General features: G+C 70.2%; 13 protein-coding genes. 6 read left to right on the top strand and 7 right to left on the bottom strand.

Going from position 1 to position 17741, the window contains the following annotated elements; genetic code table 11:
* Nucleotides 1–4: 4 nt before the first annotated feature.
* A complete protein-coding gene (locus NE235_RS00595) occupies nt 5–763 on the bottom strand; it encodes a DeoR/GlpR family DNA-binding transcription regulator (RefSeq protein ID WP_308205999.1) in 759 nt (252 codons plus the stop codon).
* A 74-nt stretch (nt 764–837) separates the two neighbouring features.
* Between NE235_RS00595 and NE235_RS00590 the strand changes: the two genes are divergently transcribed.
* From NE235_RS00590 to NE235_RS00580, 3 genes are all read left to right on the top strand, one after another.
* The gene (locus NE235_RS00590; protein WP_252798643.1) at nt 838–2067 is read left to right on the top strand and encodes an MFS transporter; all 1230 of its coding nucleotides are present in this window, start codon (nt 838–840) and stop codon (nt 2065–2067) included.
* A 756-nt stretch (nt 2068–2823) separates the two neighbouring features.
* A complete protein-coding gene (locus NE235_RS00585; protein ID WP_252798642.1) occupies nt 2824–6459 on the top strand; it encodes a GH92 family glycosyl hydrolase in 3636 nt (1211 codons plus the stop codon).
* 219 nt (nt 6460–6678) lie between these two features.
* Nucleotides 6679–7893, top strand: coding sequence for a DUF5005 domain-containing protein (locus NE235_RS00580; protein WP_252798641.1), 1215 nt, complete (start codon nt 6679–6681; stop codon nt 7891–7893).
* A gap of 119 nt (nt 7894–8012) precedes the next feature.
* Here NE235_RS00580 and NE235_RS00575 read toward each other — a convergent pair whose 3' ends face one another.
* The gene (locus NE235_RS00575; RefSeq protein WP_252798640.1) at nt 8013–9029 is read right to left on the bottom strand and encodes a LacI family DNA-binding transcriptional regulator; all 1017 of its coding nucleotides are present in this window, start codon (nt 9027–9029) and stop codon (nt 8013–8015) included.
* A gap of 363 nt (nt 9030–9392) precedes the next feature.
* Between NE235_RS00575 and NE235_RS00570 the strand changes: the two genes are divergently transcribed.
* From NE235_RS00570 to NE235_RS00560, 3 genes are read left to right on the top strand one after another with little or no spacing between them, the layout of a single operon-like run.
* Entirely contained in the window at nt 9393–10280 is an 888-nt protein-coding gene (locus tag NE235_RS00570) for an ATP-binding cassette domain-containing protein (protein WP_252798639.1), read from the top strand.
* Entirely contained in the window at nt 10277–11335 is a 1059-nt protein-coding gene (locus NE235_RS00565; RefSeq protein ID WP_252798638.1) for an ABC transporter permease, read from the top strand. The genes NE235_RS00570 and NE235_RS00565 overlap by 4 nt, the downstream gene beginning before the upstream one ends.
* A gap of 48 nt (nt 11336–11383) precedes the next feature.
* Nucleotides 11384–12370, top strand: coding sequence for an ABC transporter substrate-binding protein (locus NE235_RS00560; RefSeq protein ID WP_252798637.1), 987 nt, complete (start codon nt 11384–11386; stop codon nt 12368–12370).
* Between the two features lie 202 nt (nt 12371–12572).
* Here the strand turns inward: NE235_RS00560 and NE235_RS00555 are convergent, their stop codons facing one another.
* The 5 genes from NE235_RS00555 to boxB all read right to left on the bottom strand — a co-directional run bounded on the left by NE235_RS00555 (nt 12573) and on the right by boxB (nt 17739).
* Entirely contained in the window at nt 12573–13313 is a 741-nt protein-coding gene (locus NE235_RS00555; RefSeq protein WP_252798636.1) for an enoyl-CoA hydratase/isomerase family protein, read from the bottom strand.
* A gap of 4 nt (nt 13314–13317) precedes the next feature.
* Nucleotides 13318–14811: a 3-hydroxyacyl-CoA dehydrogenase gene (locus NE235_RS00550; protein WP_252798635.1), complete on the bottom strand. Its 1494-nt coding sequence runs from the start codon at nt 14809–14811 to the stop codon at nt 13318–13320.
* A gap of 10 nt (nt 14812–14821) precedes the next feature.
* Entirely contained in the window at nt 14822–15343 is a 522-nt protein-coding gene (locus NE235_RS00545) for a gamma carbonic anhydrase family protein (protein WP_252798634.1), read from the bottom strand.
* A complete protein-coding gene (locus NE235_RS00540) occupies nt 15343–16203 on the bottom strand; it encodes an amidohydrolase family protein (RefSeq protein WP_252798633.1) in 861 nt (286 codons plus the stop codon). Before NE235_RS00540 ends, NE235_RS00545 begins: the two co-directional genes overlap by 1 nt.
* Nucleotides 16204–16323: 120 nt before the next feature.
* Complete coding sequence (gene boxB / locus NE235_RS00535; protein ID WP_252798632.1) at nt 16324–17739, bottom strand: benzoyl-CoA 2,3-epoxidase subunit BoxB; 1416 nt, start codon at nt 17737–17739, stop codon at nt 16324–16326.
* Nucleotides 17740–17741 lie beyond the last annotated feature (2 nt).

Raw genomic sequence — 17741 nt, 5'->3', positions numbered from 1 at the left:
GGGGTCACACCTTCCGTACGGTCACGCCCGCCGCAGCCAGTGCGTCGGTCTCCTCGCGAGGGGCGGCCTCGTCGGTGACAACAGCGTGCAGAGCGGAGGCGGGGGCGACGAAGGCGAGCGCGGTGCGGGAGAGCTTGGCGGCCTCCGTAACGGCGATGACGCGGCGGGCCGACGCGATCGCGGCACGCTTGACGGCGGCGTCGTCCAGGTCGTAAGCGGTCAGGCCGTTCGTCGCGTTCAGTCCGCAGCAGCCGATGAGCGCGGTGTCGAAACGCAGGGCGGCCAGCGACGCCGCGGTCAGAGGGCCGGTCAACGTCAACTCGCCCGGCCGCGGCTGGCCGCCGGGCACCAGCAGCGTCAGTTGCGGTGCCCCGGTCAGTGCGCTCACCGCGTGTAGGGACAGCGGCATCACGGTCAGGCGGCGGTACTCCAGTGCATGGGCCACCTGCAGGCAGGTGGTGCCGCTGTCGAGGACGACGGACTCCCCGTCGGCGATCAGCCCGGCCACCTCGGCGGCGATGCGCCGCTTGGCCTCCAGCCCCTCCTGCGCCCGCAGCGCGAAGGGGGGCCCTTCACCGCGCAGCAACAGGCTTCTCGCTCCTCCGCGATAGCGCTCCAGGACGCCCTGGTCGGCCAGAATCTCCAGGTCGCGGCGGATGGTCATCTCCGACGCGCCGGTCAGGCCGGCCAGCTCCGCGACGCCGATGCGACCCGCCTCGCGCACGGCCTCGGTGATCTGCCTCAGTCGATCTGTACTCGCCACACCTGCGATAGAACATCAAACGTGTTCTAAAGTCAATCTTTCAAACACTAGAACTGTTCGATATGTTCGCACGCATGGAGAGATCGCTGCGGACCGGCCGACGGGCGACCTTCGCCTACTTCGCCCTGAACGGCTTCCTCATGGGGATGTGGGTCGTCCACATCCCCGCCGTCGAGCACCGCGTGGGGATCAGCCATGCCGTGCTCGGCTGGCTCCTGCTGCTGCTCGGCGGGGGCGCTTTCGCGGGCATGCAGATCGTCGGCCCGCTCACCGACCGCTTCGGCGCCCGCAGCGTCGTACCGGTCAGCGCGGCACTGTGCAGCGCGGCCGTGGTCCTGCCGGGCCTGGCCAGGAACGTCTGGATGCTGGGGGCGGCGCTCCTGATGCTCGGTGTCGGCAACGGCTGCCTGGACGTCAGCATGAACGCTCATGCCGTCCAAGTCGAGCGCGGCTACCGGCGGCCCGTCATGTCCGCCTTCCATGCCACCTTCTCCATCGGTGGTGTCCTCGCCGCGCTAGCCGGCGCCCGCACGCTCAGCTGGGGCTGGAGCCCGGCGATGACCCTCGGGGCGGTGGCACTCCTCGGCCTCGCCGCCGCCGCGTCGGCAGCGCCCGCGCTGCTGCGGGCCGAGCACGCCCGCCCCGCGGAAGCTCCCGCAGCCGCGTTGAAGCCCCGGCGCCGGACTCCCCGGCGCATCTGGGTGCTGGCCGCTCTCGCGTTGATGCTCATGCTCTGCGAAGGTGTGGCCAACGACTGGAGCGTGCTGCACCTGCGGGACGTCCTGGAGGCGCCCGCCGCCACTGCGGCCCTCGCCTACGGGGCCTTCTCCACCGCCATGACTGCCGGTCGGCTGCTCGCCGACCGGGTGGCCGCGCGCTTCGGGCCGGTGGCCATCCTCCGCTACGGCACGTCCCTGGCCGCACTCGGCCTGACCGCGGCGGCGCTGTCCCCCTGGATCCCGCTGGCCCTCGTTGGCTGGGCTGTGTTCGGAAGCGGGATGTCCGGCTGCGTCCCCCAGCTCTTCAGCGCCGCCGGCCACATCGACCAGAACGCGGCCGGAGTCAATGTCTCGCGCGTCGCCGGCCTCGGCTATCTCGGCATGCTCGCCGGGCCCACCATCATCGGACCACTGACCTACTTCATCCCGCTCAACCTCACCTTCTTCCTGCCCGTGGCGTTCTGCGTCATCGCCGCCCGCGCGGCCGACATCCTGCGTTCCCGGCCCCCGGCGACACACGCGGACAAGGAACGCCGGCCGATCTGGCGAGGCTCGGCCGACTCGGTGCGGCCGCAACCGGAGTAGCGACAGCTCGGGGTCGGGCAGCGGGTGAGTGCGGGCGGGCGTCGGCAGGTAGCGACCGTGGGCGGAGATCCTTGGGGAAGTCGTCGGCTGCCGGAGTCGTTCGTCGGGTGCCACCGGAATCACCGTACGAGCACCGCCGACGGCAGCCCTCGCGTTCGTCTCACGTTCGCGGCTCGACGACCTGAATCAGGTGAATGATCACGGGTCCTCGCGCGACCCCGGAACGGGCCCCCATCTACTGACAATTTCGTGTCGCGGCGACTGACACTCTCGTGTCGGGGTCGCTGACATTCCACGTCGCAGGCCACTGACACTCTCGTGTCGCTTGGCACGACGGAGGGTTGACAGGCGAATCCCGTGCGTCTGAGACTGATCAACTGTTGTCAACGTTGTCATCGATTCCCCTCCGGCCGAGCGTCGATCATCGACCGCGCAAACCGCCAGCAGAACCCCTCCCCCTGCCGAGGAGCCCTGGTCGTGTCCCGACATCTTCATCGCCTCTCCCGAAGGCCCCTTTCCCGACATCCCGCACCCGTTCCGCTGGCGGCGCTGGCCGGCATCGTATTGTCCCTGCTCCCGGCGCAGAGCGCGTTGGCCGAGCCCGCGCCGCATTCCGCCGCACGCGGTACCTTCGCGACATCGTTCGAACCGAGCGACCCCGTCCCCGACTGGCAGAGCACACCGGACGGCGGCCACGGCGACCACCGAACGGCGGGCGTGTATCCCGACACCGGTGCCGGGCTACCCGGTTCGGCGATGTCCACGGTGACGGGCGTCACCGCGAGTGACGAGGCCCTGCCCGACCACGGCGCGGCGCGTGCCACCGACGGCGACGCCGGCAGCAGCTGGCAGGCCGCGAGCCGGACGCCCTCGCTGACGGTCGCCTTCGCCGCTCCCACCCGGATCGAGAGCTACGCGATGACCTCGGCGGCCGACTGGCCCGAGCGGGATCCCGAGTCCTGGCGGCTGGAGGGCTCGGCCGACGGCCGGACCTGGCAGACCGTGGACGCCGAGAGCGGGCAGCGGTTCGGTCAGCGCTCGCAGACGAGGCTCTTCACCGTCCGGCACGCGGGGGCGTACTCCCACTACCGGCTGGCGATCTCCGCCAATCACGGTGACGGTCACACGCAGCTCGCCGAACTGGCGCTCGGCGGAGCGCCGCCGGGGGACGCCGGGATGACGACCGCCACCGGGGACGGTCCGGCGTCGAGCCCCACGGCCAAGACGCACGTCGGCTTCACCGGAACGCACGCTCTCCACTACGCGGGCTGGCAGCTCACCGGCCACGGCACGGCGTACGACAAGATCTACCAGGTCGCCCTGCCGGTCCGCCGTGACACCCGGTTGTCCTACAAGATCTTCCCGGAGTTCACGGGCAAGGACCTCGCGTACCCGAGTACGTACGTCGCGGTCGACCTGACCTTCAGCGACGGCACCCACCTCGGCGAACTCGGCGCCACCGACCAGAGCGGCAAGGGCCTGAGCCCGCGGGCGCAGGGAGCGGCGAAGGTACTGCACACCGACCAGTGGAACGCGGTGACCGCCGACATCGGCCGGGTCGCGGCCGGCAAGACCATCACCCGCATCCTGGTCGGATACGACGACCCCTCCGGTCCCGCGCACTTCGCCGGCTGGCTGGACGACATCGACATCGGGCCGGCACCCCCGGCGAACGACTGTGCCCGCCACCCGTCGGCGTGCGTCATCACCACTCGGGGCACCAACTCCACCGGTGACTACTCGCGCGGCAACGACATCCCGGCCGCCGCTCTCCCGCACGGTTTCAACTTCTGGACGCCGGTCACCGACGCGGGCAGCACCGGCATCATCTACGCGTACCAGAAAGGCAACAACGCCGCGAACGAGCCCGAGCTCCAGGCGTTCTCCGTCAGCCACGAGCCCAGCATCTGGGTCGCCGATCACCAGACGTTCCAGGTGATGCCGTCCACCACCGCCGTCCCGGCGACGGCCGACCGTGCCGCCCGCGCGCTCGCGTTCAGCCACGACCGTGAGACCGCTCGCGCCGACTACTACGGCGTGACCTTCGACAACGGCCTCCGCGGGGAGATCACGCCGACCGACCACGCCGCCGTGATGCGGTTCGGTTTTCCCTCCGGCCGGAACAGCCTGATCTTTGACAACGTCAACGACAACGGCGGCCTGACGATCGACCGCGCGCACGGCGTGGTCAGCGGCTACTCCGACGTCGCGGGATTCTGGGGCGCCCCCCGCATGTTCGTCTACGCCACCTTCGACCGGCCGATGACCGGTAGCGGTCCACTGACCGGCGGCGGCGGCGCGCACGTCTCCGGGTACGCGGGCTTCGACCTGGGCGCCGACCACCGGCTGACCATGCGGATCGCCACGTCCTTCATCAGCGTCGACCAGGCGAGGCACAACCTCGAACTCGAGGTGGGCGACGCCGATTTCGACCAGGTCCACGCCGCGGCGCAGCGGACCTGGGATGAGGCACTGGGCGTGATCAGGCCGGAGGGCGCGAGCCAGGACCAGCTCACCACGCTCTACTCCAGCCTCTACCGCCTGAACCTGTACCCGAACGAGCTGTTCGAGAACACCGGCACACCGGCCGCCCCCGACCATCGCTACGCCAGCCCGTACCGGCCGGCCACCGGCCACGCGACCCCCACGACCACCGGATCTGCGGTGGTGAAGGGCAAACCGTACGCCAACGAGGGGTTCTGGGACACCTACCGGACCGCCTGGTCGCTGGACGCGCTGCTCTACCCGAAGCTGACCGGCGAGATGATCGACGGCTTCGTACAGCAGTACCGGGACGGCGGCTGGATCGGGCAGTGGACGGCGCCCGGCTACCTCGGCTTCAGCGGCACCAACTCGGACGTGGCCATCGCCGACGCCTACCTGCGCGGGGTGACGAACTTCGACGTCCGCGGCGCGTACGAGGCCGCGGTCAAGAACGCCACCATCCCGTCGTCCGGGCTGACCGGCCGTCCCGACGTGGCGCATTCGACCTTCCTGGGCTACACCCCGCAGACGACCGGCTCCAGCGCGTCGGTGTCGCTGGAGGACTACATCGCCGACTACGGCATCTCCCAGATGTCGCTGAAGCTATACCGGACCAGTGCGGCCGACGACCCGCACCGGCGTGAGTATCAGGACAACTACCGGTACTTCCGCGACCGGGCCCGGCACTACGTAGACCTGTTCGACAAGTCCACCGGCTTCTTCCAGCCGCGCAACGCTGATGGCGGCTGGGAGCACGCGCCGGGCACGTACAACCCACTGGACTGGAACGCCACCGACTACACCGAGGGCGACGGATGGACGTACGCCTTCCTCGTTCCCCAGGACGGCAACGGCCTGGCCAACCTCTACGGCGGCCGGGCCGGCCTCGCCGCCAGGCTCGACCAGTTCTTCGCCACCCCGGAGACCGCGCAGTACGGCGGCGGCTGGGGTGGCGCCTACCACGAGATGTTCGAGTCCCGGGACGACCGGATCGGGCAGTGGGCCTTCAACGACCAGCCGTCGATGCACGTGCCTTACATGTACGCCTACGTGGGACAGCCGGCCAAGACCGCCGAGCACGTACGGGACGCGCTCGGCCGGCTCTTCACCGGCAGCACGATCGGCCAGGGCTACCCCGGTGACGAGGACAACGGCTCGATGTCGGCGTTCTACATCGATAACGCGCTCGGCATCTACCCGCTGCAGCCGGGCTCACCCATCTTCGCCATCGGATCGCCGCTGTACGACCGCGTCACCATCCGGCCGGCCGGCGGTCGTGCGCTGACCATCACCGCCCACCATGACTCCGACCGCGACATCTACGTCCAGTCGATGCGGATCAACGGCAAGAGCTGGGACAAGACCTATGTCCAGCACGCGGACCTGACCCGCGGTGGGCACATCGATCTCCAGCTGGGCCCGCGGCCCTCGGCCTGGGGTACCGCGCCGTCGGCCGCACCGCCGTCGCTGACCACCGATTCCAAGATCGCCGATCCGCCGGCCGACCAGACCGGTTCCGGAAGGGGGACGGCCACGACGAACGACGGCACGGACCTGGCCGCACTGTTCGACAACGACTCGAACACCGCGGTCGCCTTCCCCGCCGGACCACGATCCGTCACCTACCGGTTCGACCAGCCGCACTCCATCGCCCAGTACACGCTCACCAGCGCCGCCCAATCCGGCGGTGATCCGGCGGGCTGGAAGGTCAGTGTCTCCGCCGACGGTACGCACTGGACGGAGGTGGACCGCAGAAGCGGCGAGCAGTTCACCTGGCGCCAGCAGACGCGGGCCTTCACGCCGAGCGATACGACCGGCGGCCACCAGTACGTACGGTTCGACTTCGACCCGCCGGCAGGCGGCCAGGGGCTGAGACTGTCCGAGGTGGAACTGCTCGCTCAGCACTGACGACGCGGACGGCACACGGGCGCCGCCCCGGTGCCGGCACCACGAGGAGAGGCCATGGTGCCGGCACCGGCCGCTCGCCCTGTCGGCCCATCATGACGACCCTGAACAGGCCGATCTCTCGGCGATCCGGATTCCTGACCGTGTACGACCTGCCCTGGCCCGATCAGGGCGCTCGCTGATGACAACGATGTCAGCGAGGAGCTATCAGGAGGAGATCTCATGACGCGTAGTGGATGGCCCGCTCATCGCTCCCGAGCCGCCGGGCGCCGTCGCCGGCGTGCTCGCGTCGGGCCGGCGGCGGCCGTCCTGGCCGCGGCGGTGCTCGGTACCGGCGTCCTGGCGCCGAACGCCCTCGCGAGCGCCCCGCCGCAACCCGGGCCCGGCGCCGGTCTCCGGCAGGCACCAGTGGTGACGAGCGTCGTGCCTGATGAGCGGCTGAACGCCGCCTGGCGCGCGTTCGGTGACAGCGGCGGAGGCTGGAGCAACCATCGCGGCTGGGCCGCCTCGGACGGCACGTACTCGGCGACGCTGCCGGGCGGGCGCGTCGCGTGGCTCCTCAACGACACCTTCCTCGGCCCGGTCAACGCCGACGAGAGCCTGCCGAGAGACGCGGGCTTCGTGCACAACACCATCGTCACGGCCGGACGTGACGGGCTTCCGCGGACCACGCTGACCGGAGGGACGCACGACGCGCCGCGGTCGCTCGTCGGTGAGACGCCGACGGCGCCACCGTGGGACCCCTCGGGGACGAACGATGGCTGGTACTGGAACGGCGACGGCATCATGGACGGCGGCAGGCTACGCCTGTTCGAGTACGCCCAGGTTCCCACGGACGACCCGCCGCCGTGGAACTTCACGTGGGTCAGGACCGACATCGCGTCCTTCTCGCCTGATCTGGGTGGTGCGAAGGTGACCCACAGCTACGACGAGGGCAATGTGTCGTGGGGCGTCGAGCTGACGCGCGTCGGCGGCTACATCTACATCTACGGCGCCGAGTCGGGTCACATGCACGTCGCGCGCGCCCGCGCCGGCCACCTCGTCGATCGCTCGTGGGAGTTCTACACCGGATCCGGCTGGTCGCACGACCCGACCGCGTCGGCGCGCGTGACCGACAACGTCGGCGCCTCGTACAGCGTCACCGAGGTGAACGGCTTCTACGTCCTCACCACCTCCGACGCCTACCTCGGTCACGACATCTACGTGGCGACCGCGCCGACACCCGTCGGCCCGTTCACGAACCGCACCGATGTGTACACGGCCCCCGAGGGCGGCGGCAACATCTACGCGCCGTACAACATCGCCGCGCACCCGGAGCTGAGCCGCCCCGGTGAGCTGGTGATCTCCTACAACGTCAACAGCCAGAAGATCGACGACCTGTACGCGAACGTCAACAACAACCGCGCTCGCTTCCTCGACCTGCGCTTCGCGCCGTAGGACACCGGATCGCGGAGGGAGCATCGGTCACCGAAGTGGTGCTCCCTCCCCCGTCGGCTCGGTCGGCTCTCCCCGCCGACGCGCGGGTGCCCGCCGGCGCCACGTCGCGGACGAGAGCGTCAGGACTTCAAGAGCTGGACGCCACGCTGAACCAGGTGCGTGGGGATCACGGTCTCCGATGGCCAGGAGGTGTCCCCGCCGATCCGTTCGAACAGCCGGCGAGCGGCGGCGCGGCCGAGTTCCTGCACGTCGTACGCGATCACGGTCAGCGGGCGCGGCATCAGTGTGGCCAGTTCGAAGTCGTCGAAGCCCAGCAGCGCGGCGTCGCTGTCGCGGCGGTACAGCTCCTGGATCGCGCCGATGGTGCTCCGGTTGTTGCCAGTGAAGAATGCGGTGGGCGGATCGACGCCGTCGAGCATGGTGGCGATGGCGTGGGCGGCCTCCTCGGGATTCGTGACACCGACCTTGACCAGAGCGTCGTCGTAGGGGATGCCCGCCTCGGCCAGCGCGGAGCGTACGCCGGCCAGCCGTTCCCGCGCGGTGTAGATGACCGGGGAGTCGATGACGACTCCGATACGGCGGTGTCCGTCCTCCAGCAGGCTCATGATGCCGGACCGAGCCCCCGCCGCGTTGTCGATGACAACGCTGTCGGCCAGGATGCCCGAGGGTGGGCGGTCCAGGAAGACCATCCGCATGCCCATCTCGACCTCGGACCGGGTATAGGAGTGGTCCGAGCCGGCGGGCACGATGATCATGCCGTCCACCCGGCGCTGGCACAGCTGGAGGAACTGGCGTTGCTCGAGGTCAGGGTCCTCTTCGGAGCTGACGGTGATCAGATGGGTGTCGTGAGCGCGCGCTACGTTGGCCACCGTCGCCGCGATCGTGGAATAGAACGGGTTGGCCAGGTCTTCGATGATCAGCCCGATGGTCGCGGTCTGCCGGCCGGAGCGCAGTGAGCTGGCCATGGTGTTGCGGCGGAACCCGAGCTTGCTGATCGCCGCGAGCACTTGATCGGCCAGTTCGGCGCGCACGCCCGGCTCGTTGTTGATGACACGGGACACCGTCTTCGGGCTGACTCCGGCGGCGGCCGCCACATCTGAGATCGTCGGCCTGCGCCGCCTGTCCTGCTTGTCCACCAGAGCCCTTCTGCCAGAGATCGCTCAGCCCTGTTCGTCGCACCCTAACCACGGTGGGTTGACGGCCGTTCGACAGCATAACCCGACCAGGTTCAGACATCGTTATCAGCCCTGCCTTGGCATCGTCCGCCCACCCGAAGGGTCAACGGTCGAGCGGGCCAGGGAGTTCCGTTCATTGAACCACCAGGTCAGAGCCGATTATTCGCATCATCGAAGCGGCCAGGACGAGAAGAACCGCAGTCACAAGAAGATTACGACGGTGATCTCGTCGTTGACAACGTTGTCTCTATCCGGCGACCTTTGACCGCAGCACCGTGGTTCGCCTACAGCCGATCACCCTGACCCCGCGATCGGAAGGACGTCATGACAGGGCCACTACTGGAAGCCAAGGGCATCGAGAAGAGCTACGGCCATGTCGACGCCCTGCGCGGCGCCGACTTCACCCTCATGGAAGGCGAGGTCGTCTCACTCATCGGTGACAACGGCGCGGGCAAGTCGACGCTGGTGAAGATCCTTTCCGGGGTGGAGAGTCCGGATGCCGGGCAGATCCTCATCGACGGGGATCCGGTCCGGTTCGAGTCGGTCGAGCAGGCCCGCGTGGCGGGTATCGAGACCGTCCACCAGGACCTCGCGCTGTGCGCCGACCTCACACCGGCCGCCAACTTCTTCCTCGGTCGCGAGGTGCTGCGGCCCGGACTGCTCGGCCGGCTCGGCTTCCTCGACCATGCCGCCATGCGGACCCGGGCGAGGCAGGAGTGCGAGCGGCTCGGCGTCCGCCTCAAGTCGGACACGGTGTCGGTGTCCACGTTGTCGGGCGGACAACGGCAGGGCGTCGCCGTGGCCCGGGCGGTCACCTGGGCCCGCCGGGTGGTGTTCATGGACGAGCCGACCGCCGCGCTCGGCGTGGTGCAGACCGAGCGGGTGCTGGACCTGATCCGCAGCGTTCGTGACTCCGGGGTGGCGGTCGTCCTGATCACCCACAACATGCAGGACGTCAAGGCTGTCTCCGACCGGATCGAGGTCCTGCGCCTGGGTCGCCGCGTAGCGCGTTTCTCGGGTGCCGACGTGTCGATGGAGGAACTGGTCGGCGCGATGACCGGCGCGTTGGAGCAGGACCCGGCCGGCTCCGATTCCAACGGTCTCGACGACCCCGACCGTCCCGGCACCGCCGAACCGCGGGCGAGCGGCCGGGATCTCGACGCGCCGGACACCGGCGCACTGGAATCTCTGGACGAGGAGCAGAACCGATGACCGCGCCCAGTCGTTCGTCGAAGTCGCAGCGGACCGAAACCGAGGACGCCGGGCCCGACGGGGTGGCCGCGCGCGCGGGCTCGCCGGGCGCCGGGCTGACCCGCCGTCTGGGCAGCGCGCAGGAGGTATGGATCGGCCTGGTGCTGGTCGCGCTGCTGGTGGTGTTCTCACTGCTCGAGCCGGACAGTTTCGCGACCTCTTTCAACCTGCTGAACCTGGTCGCCGACGCCGCGATCCTGCTGCTGCTCGCCGTCGGCATGACCTACGTGATCATCACGTCGGGCATCGACCTGTCGGTCGGCGGTCTGCTGGTCTTCTCCGGTGTCACCGCGACGAAGGTGATGGAGGCGACCGGCGCCACCTCCACCGGCTCACTGCTGCTGGGCGTCGTGGTCGCGATGCTCACCGGGCTGGTGTGGGGTGTGCTCAACGGCGCTCTCGTCGCCTACGGCCGGATTCCCCCACTGATCGTGACCTTGGGGACGCTCGGGATGTCGCTCGGCGGCGCGCTGCTGCTCACCGGCGGCGTGGACATGCGGGCGCCGGGCCGGCTCAACCTCGGCCTCGGGCTTGACAAGTTCGTCGGCGTACCGGTGATCGTTTGGATCTCCGTCGCGGTCACGCTCGTCCTCGGTGTCATTCTCGCCCAGTGCCGGTTCGGCCGTCACACCTATGCGATCGGCTCGAACAGCAAGGCCGCCCGCAACTCCGGGGTCCTGGTCAACAAGCACCTGGTCAAGGTGTACGCGCTGGCCGGGCTGCTCGCCGGGCTCGCGGGCTACCTGTCGCTGGCCAAGTACGGCGTGACCGGCGTGTCGGCCCACTCCACCGACAACCTGCAGGCGATCGCCGCCGTGGTGATCGGTGGCACCAGCCTGTTCGGTGGCGCCGGCACCGTGACCGGCACGGTCATCGGCGTGTTCATCCCGGCCGTGCTGCAGAACGGCTTCCAGATCCTCGGCGTGAAGCCGTTCTGGCAGCAGGTCGTCGTCGGGGCGGTCCTCATCGCCGCCGTCTATCTCGACCAATGGCGCCGGAAGGCGCGCGACAACTGAGTGCCCGCCCGGCAGGCAGCACTCGGCGGATCTAGCGGAAGGCAGACAATGCGCAAGGTGATGGGCCTGACCATGGCAGCGCTGCTCGCGGTGGGCGCCACGGCGTGCAGTAACGGCGACGACGGCTCCGGCACGAAGGACGGCGGCTCGGGCAAGAAGATCAAACTGACGCTCGTCCAGGGCATGGCGGGCGAGGAGTTCTACGAGACCATGGCCTGCGGCGCGAGGGCGGAAGCGGCCAGACTCGGTGTGGACCTCAAGGTGCAGGGCCCGCAGAAGTTCGACTCGACCCTGCAGACCCCGATCGTCAACTCTGTGGTGGCGAGCAGGCCTGACGGGCTGCTCATCGCACCCACCGACACCAAGGCGCTGATCGCGCCGCTGACCCAGGCCAAGGCGGCCGGCATCAAGACGATCCTCGTGGACACCGTGGTGGACGACCCGAACATCGGGTTGTCGCGCATCAGCACGGACAACGCCAAGGGCGGCCAAGCGGCGGCCACCGCCCTGACCCGGGAGATCGGCGACAAGGGCAAGGTGCTGGTCATCTCCAGCGACCCGGGTGTCAGCACCGTGGACGCCCGGGTTCAGGGCTTCGAACAGGCCGTCAAGGCATCTCACCCCGGCGTCCAGTTCGTCGGCGTGCAGTACTCGCACAATGACGTCGGTGAAGCCAGCAAGGTCATGAACTCTGCGCTCGCGAAAAATCCCGACCTGGCCGGCGTGTTCGCGACCAACCTCAACTCCGCGACCGGCGCGGGCTCGGCGCTGCAGCAGGCCGGCAAGCTCGGCAAGGTCAAGATGATCGGATTCGACGCCGGCCCGGCGCAGGTCAAGCAGCTGCGCGACGGAGTCGTACAAGGACTGATCGCTCAGCTGCCCGGCGAGATCGGCGCCAAGGGCGTCGACCAGGCGGTCGCAGCGGTGAAGCACCAGCCGGTCACCAAGTCCATCCCGACCGACGCCACCATCGTCACGAAGGACAACCTCGACAAACCGGAGGGCCAGAAGGTCCTCTACAAGGCCGGCTGCTGAGGAGGATCGGACGGCCCGGATCACAATGTCCGGCGAAGCCCCGGTCGATCTGATCGGGGAGCCCGTTGGACGCCGGCTCCGGGCCGATCTCGGCGGCGGTCCGCGGAGCCACCGACCACCGAGGAGTTCGGAGCCTTCTGTGACCCGATCGTCACGACCCGGTGATCCGCACGCGGGCGGGGTAGGCCGCGGCAGGGTCGCGTCAGCGCTTCCGGCGTTCGAGGAAGGCCGTCATGCGGGCCTGCTTGTCGTCGCTCTCGAAGAGCAGGGCCTGGGCGGCCAGGTCAAAGGTCGTGGTGGCGGGGCGGGTGCTGCGCAGCGCGAGCTTGGTCAGTTCCAGGGCCCGCCAGGAGCGCTCGGCGATGGTCGTCGCCAGGGCCCGGCCGCGCTCGGGCAGGTCCTCGCCGCTGTCGGCGACCTCGTCGACCAGGCCGGCGGCCAAGGCCTCGTCGGCGTTGAGCCGGGCTCCGGCGTACAGCATGCGGCGGGCCGTCGCCAGGCCGACGAGCTGCGGCAGCCGCCAGTTCGCTCCGGCGCCGGCGATGATGCCCAGTGACAGCTCGGGCTGGGCGAACCGGGCGGCGGGCGAGGCGATGCGGAGGTCGCAGGCCAGCGCCAGCTCGCAGCCGCCGCCGAAGGCGGGACCGTCGACGAGGGCGATGGTCGGCCAGCGGTGGGCCTCCAGTCGTTCGAACAGGCCGGCGTTGATGGCCAGCAGCGCCGCGTCGGCGTCGCGGTCGCGCAGCTCGGCGATGTCGGCCCCGGCGGCGAACATGCCGGGCGTCGTGGAGTGCACGATCAGGATGCACGGCTCGCGGCGGGCCTCGTCCAGCACCGCCGTCAGCTCGGTGACCATCGCCTGGTCGAGCGCGTTGTGCTTGGCGGGCCGGTCGAGGCCGACCCACCACAGGTGGTCCTCGCGGCGGACCTTAACCAGCGTCATGACGTCACTCCGTTCCCGTCAGGGTCGTTCCGGTGCGGGCACGGCGGCGCAGCAGCGGGGCGGGGCGATAGCGCGGATCCCCGTAGACCTCCTGGAGGATGGTCACGATGTCGTCTACGGTATCGGCGCCCCAGCGGTCGCCCCAGGCCAGCGGGCCGAGGGGGTGGCCGGCGCCCAGCCGCATGGCCGTGTCGAGGTCGGCGGCGGTGGCGATCCCCTGCTGGAGGGCGTCGACGGCCAGGTTGACCAGCATCGCGACGGTCCGGGTGACGATGAGGCCGGGGGCGTCGTCGATGACGTGCACGGCCAGACCGGCGGCCTGCAGGAGGCCGATCGCCTCGTCCAGAGCGTCCTCGGGACAGTCGTCGCAGGGGGCGATGGCGATCGCGGTGGCGGTGGCGTCGTCCAGCGTACGGTCGACGACGATCACCGCCCGACCGTAGTCCCCGACCAGTTCGGTGGCCGTCTCGCCGTTGCTGCGGACGAGCAGCGCGCCGCTCGGCAGGACGACCGTGCCGTTGGACGGCTCACCCTCACGGACGTCGATCCCGGCTCGGATCAGGAGCGGGCGCAGGTCGACCGCGCCGTTGTCGGTGATCTCGCCGGACGGTGCCGGGCGGGGCGCGGCCGGGGTCGCCGCGGGCGGGCGCGCGTCCTCGCCGTAGGCGTAGACGCCCCGTCCGCTCTTGCGGCCGAGCCGGCCCGCCTCGACCAGGGCGCGCTGCGCCAGGGAGGGCGCGAAGCGCGGGTCCTGGGCGAACGCCGTCCACACCGAGCGGGTGACGGCCTCGTTGACGTCGTGGCCGATCAGGTCCATCAGCGCGAACGGGCCCATCGGGAAGCCGCCGGCGCCGGTGAGGACGGCGTCGATGGTCTCGGGCGTGGCGGCGCGCTCCTCGTACAGGCGCCAGGCCTCGGCGTAGTACGGCCGGGCGATCCGGTTGACGATGAACCCCGGGGTCGCGGCGGCGCGTACGACCGTCTTGCCCCACCGGTCGACGAGGGCGGCCGTCCGGTCGGCGAGCTCCGGCGACGTGTCGGCGCCGGCGATCAGTTCGACGAGGCGCATGCGCGGCACCGGGTTGAAGAAGTGCAGGCCGAGGACGCGCTCGGGATGTTCCAGGCCGGCCGCGATCGCCGTGGGTGACAGGGAGGAGGTGTTGCTGGCCAGCACGCACTCGGGGCCGACGGCCCGCTCCAGGTCGGCGAACAGGTTCCGTTTGACCGCCAGGTCCTCGACGATCGCCTCGATCACCAACCCGGCGGGGGCGAGCGCGTCGACGGAGTCGACGGCGGTCAGGTCGAGGGACTCCGGGTCCGCTTCGATCTTTCCTCGGGCCACGAGGGTCTTCACGCGCTCGCGGATGCCGGACAGCGCGCGGTCGGCGGCGCCGGGGACGGCGTCCAGTAGCAGGACCCGGTGGCCGGCCAGCGCGGCGACCTGGGCGATGCCGGCGCCCATGGTGCCCGCGCCGACTACGGCGACGACATCGTGCATGGTGTCCCTTTCAGCCGATCCTGCGCAGGTCCGTACGGTAGCGCGCCGCGTTGTTCTCGTAGAGGGTGACCGCCTCGGCGATCCACTTGCCGAGGCCGTCCGGCGCGGGCCGGGCCCGGGCCGGGACGCCCACCGCGATGTGGCCGGCGGGGATCCGGGCGTCCTCGGGCACCAGGGCGGCGGCGCCGACCGCGGCGCCCGGCTCGACGACGGCGCGGTTGAGGACGATGGACCCGGAGCCGATGAGGCAGTCGTCGCCGACCGTGCAGCCCTCCAGGTGGGCGTTGTGGCCGACGACGCAGCGGTCGCCGATGAGCGTCGGCCACTCCTCGGTGGTGTGCAGCACGGTGCCGTCCTGGATGGAGGTGGCCGCCCCGACCTCGATGCGCCCGTAGTCGCCGCGCAGCACGGCGGCGGGCCAGATGGAGGCGCGGGGTCCGATCGTGACCGCGCCGATCACGGTCGCGTCGGGGTGCACGAACGCGTCGGGGTGGATGTCGGGGGTCAGCCCGCCGAGGGCGTAGATCGCCATCAGGTCGCCGGCTTGAGGTTGTAGACGCGGGCGGCGTTGCCGGCGAGGACGAGCGCGGCGGTCTCCTCGTCGGGGCACAGCGCGGCGACCGCCCGGGCGTTCTTCGCGATCCCCGGGACTCCCGGCCAGTCCGTGCCGAAGATCATGCGGCGGGTGAGGCGGTTCCAGTTGTGCTTGGCGTAGTAGTCGCGGAGCCGGGACGGGGGCAGGCCGGACAGCTCGATCCAGACGCGCTCGTTGGACAGGGCCATGAAGGCGGCCGCGTCGTACCACCAGCCCCGGCCGCCGTGCGCGAGCGCGACGTTCAGCCGCCGGAAGTCGCGCAGCACGTCGTCGAGCAGGACCGGGTCGGCGAAGCGGTTGGACGAGCCGGGGAACGTGCTGGTGCCGCAGTGGACGACCAGCGGGATCCCGGCCGCCTGGCAGACCTCGTACGCGGGGTACAGGGCGCGGTCGTTGGCCGCGACGCCCGCGTGCACCGGGTGCAGTTTGCACGCGACCGCGCCAAGGTCGAGCTGGCGCCGCAGCTCCTCCTCGATCGGGTAGTGCAGGTGCGGGTTGATGTTGGCGATCAGCTTGATCCGCGCGGGGTTGTGCCGGGTGAGCGGCAGCATGTCCTCGACCGGCTGGTACCCGGTGGCCTTCGGGCTGTACTCGGCCAGGACCAGCGCGACGTCCACGCCCTCGTCGGCGAGGTACGCGTCGAACCGTGCGGGGTCGACCGTGCCGGAGTCGTCGTAGACCCGGTCGAGGACGGCCCGGTCGCCGAAGTCGTGCGCCCACTGCCGCCACGCGGGTTTGAGCGTGGGCAGCCGGGCGGCGTGCAGGTGGACGTCGACCAGGGGCATGCCGTCGAGCATCAGACCGCCTCGTACGCGGCGACGGAGTCGATGGGGTCTGCGATCACCCTTCCATCCTTCCGGATCGCCGTACGCCCGGTGAACCCGGTGGCGCTGTGATTCACGACAAGGCGACCGGCCTCAGGCGAGGTGGACGTAGTCGTAGTCGAAGGGCTTGCCGTTGATGCCCTGGCGGGGCGGGGCGATCCAGGCGGCGATCTTCCCGCGTTCGTACACCGGCCGCATGAGCGACCGGACGTAGGTCTTGTCGACCTCCGTGGGCAGCCACTCGCCCTTGCGCCGGTCCCACTCCTCCTGCGGGATGATCTCGCCGTCGGGGGTGGCCTGGATCCCGGCGAACGCGCCGACCTGCCGGTTGAAGGCGACGCTCGGCAGGCGCAGCCGCTGCGGCAGTCCGGCCTCCTCCAGGATTCGGTTCCACCGGTTGACGCCGCTCTGGCAGTCGGCGATGTACTCGCGCCGCAGGTCGGTGTTGAGGCCGACCAGCGCGGCGACCTCGGTCTGCCCGATCCGGCCGTCGACGACCGCGTCGACCATGATCGAGTCGTCGGTGAGGCGGTGGTCGTCACTGCGGCGCTCCTCCGACCAGCGGCCCTTGATGCCGGCGGTGAAGTAGTTCGCGACGTTGGTGGAGGTCTCCGAGCCGAACAGGTCCAGGGACACCGAGTAGTGGAAGTTGAGGTACTTCTGGATCATGCGCAGGGGGATGCCGCCGTGCCCGATGACGTCGTCGGTGTCGTGCTCGCGCATCAGCTCGACGGTCCGCCGCACCACCCGGTCGATGCCGGTGGTGCCCACGAACATGTGGTGCGCCTCCTCCTTCAGCATGAACTCGCACGTCCGCGACAGCGGGTCGAAGCCGCTCTCCTTCAGTGTGCCGAGCTGGTACTTGCCGTCCCGGTCGGTGAAGTAGGTGAACATGAAGAACGACAGCCAGTCGGGCGTCTCCTCGTTGAACGCCCCCAGGATGCGCGGGGCGTCCTCGCTGCCGGAGTTGCGGTGCAGCAGTTCCTCGGCCTCCTCGCGGCCCTCGCGGCCGAAGTAGGCGTGCAGGAGGTACACCATCGCCCACAGGTGGCGGCCCTCCTCGACGTTCACCTGGAACAGGTTGCGCAGGTCGTACAGGCTCGGGGCGGTCGCGCCGAGGTTGCGCTGCTGCTCGACGGAGGCGGGCTCGGTGTCGCCCTGGATGACGATGAGGCGCTGCAGTTCCGCGCGGTACTCCCCCGGGACCTTCTGCCAGACCGGTTCGCCCTTGTGCTCGCCGAAGGCGATGCGCCGGTCATGGCGGGGCTCGGCCAGGAAGATGCCCCAGCGGTAGTCGCGCATGGCGACGTGGCCGAAGTGCGCCCAGCCCTCGCGGCCGACGTTGACGGCGGTGCGCAGGTAGACGTCCTCGGTGGGCAGGGTCGGCCCCATCGACTCCCACCAGGACAGGAAGTTCGGCTGCCAGGACTCCAGGGCGCGCTGCAGCCGGCGGTCCTCACGCAGGTCGACGTTGTTGGGGATCTTCTCGCCGTAGTCCGCGGTCGTCATGG

The organism is Actinoallomurus spadix, from assembly GCF_024055725.1.
Taxonomy (GTDB): Bacteria; Actinomycetota; Actinomycetes; order Streptosporangiales; family Streptosporangiaceae; genus Actinoallomurus; species Actinoallomurus spadix.
This window is presented reverse-complemented; position numbering and strand designations above follow the sequence as displayed.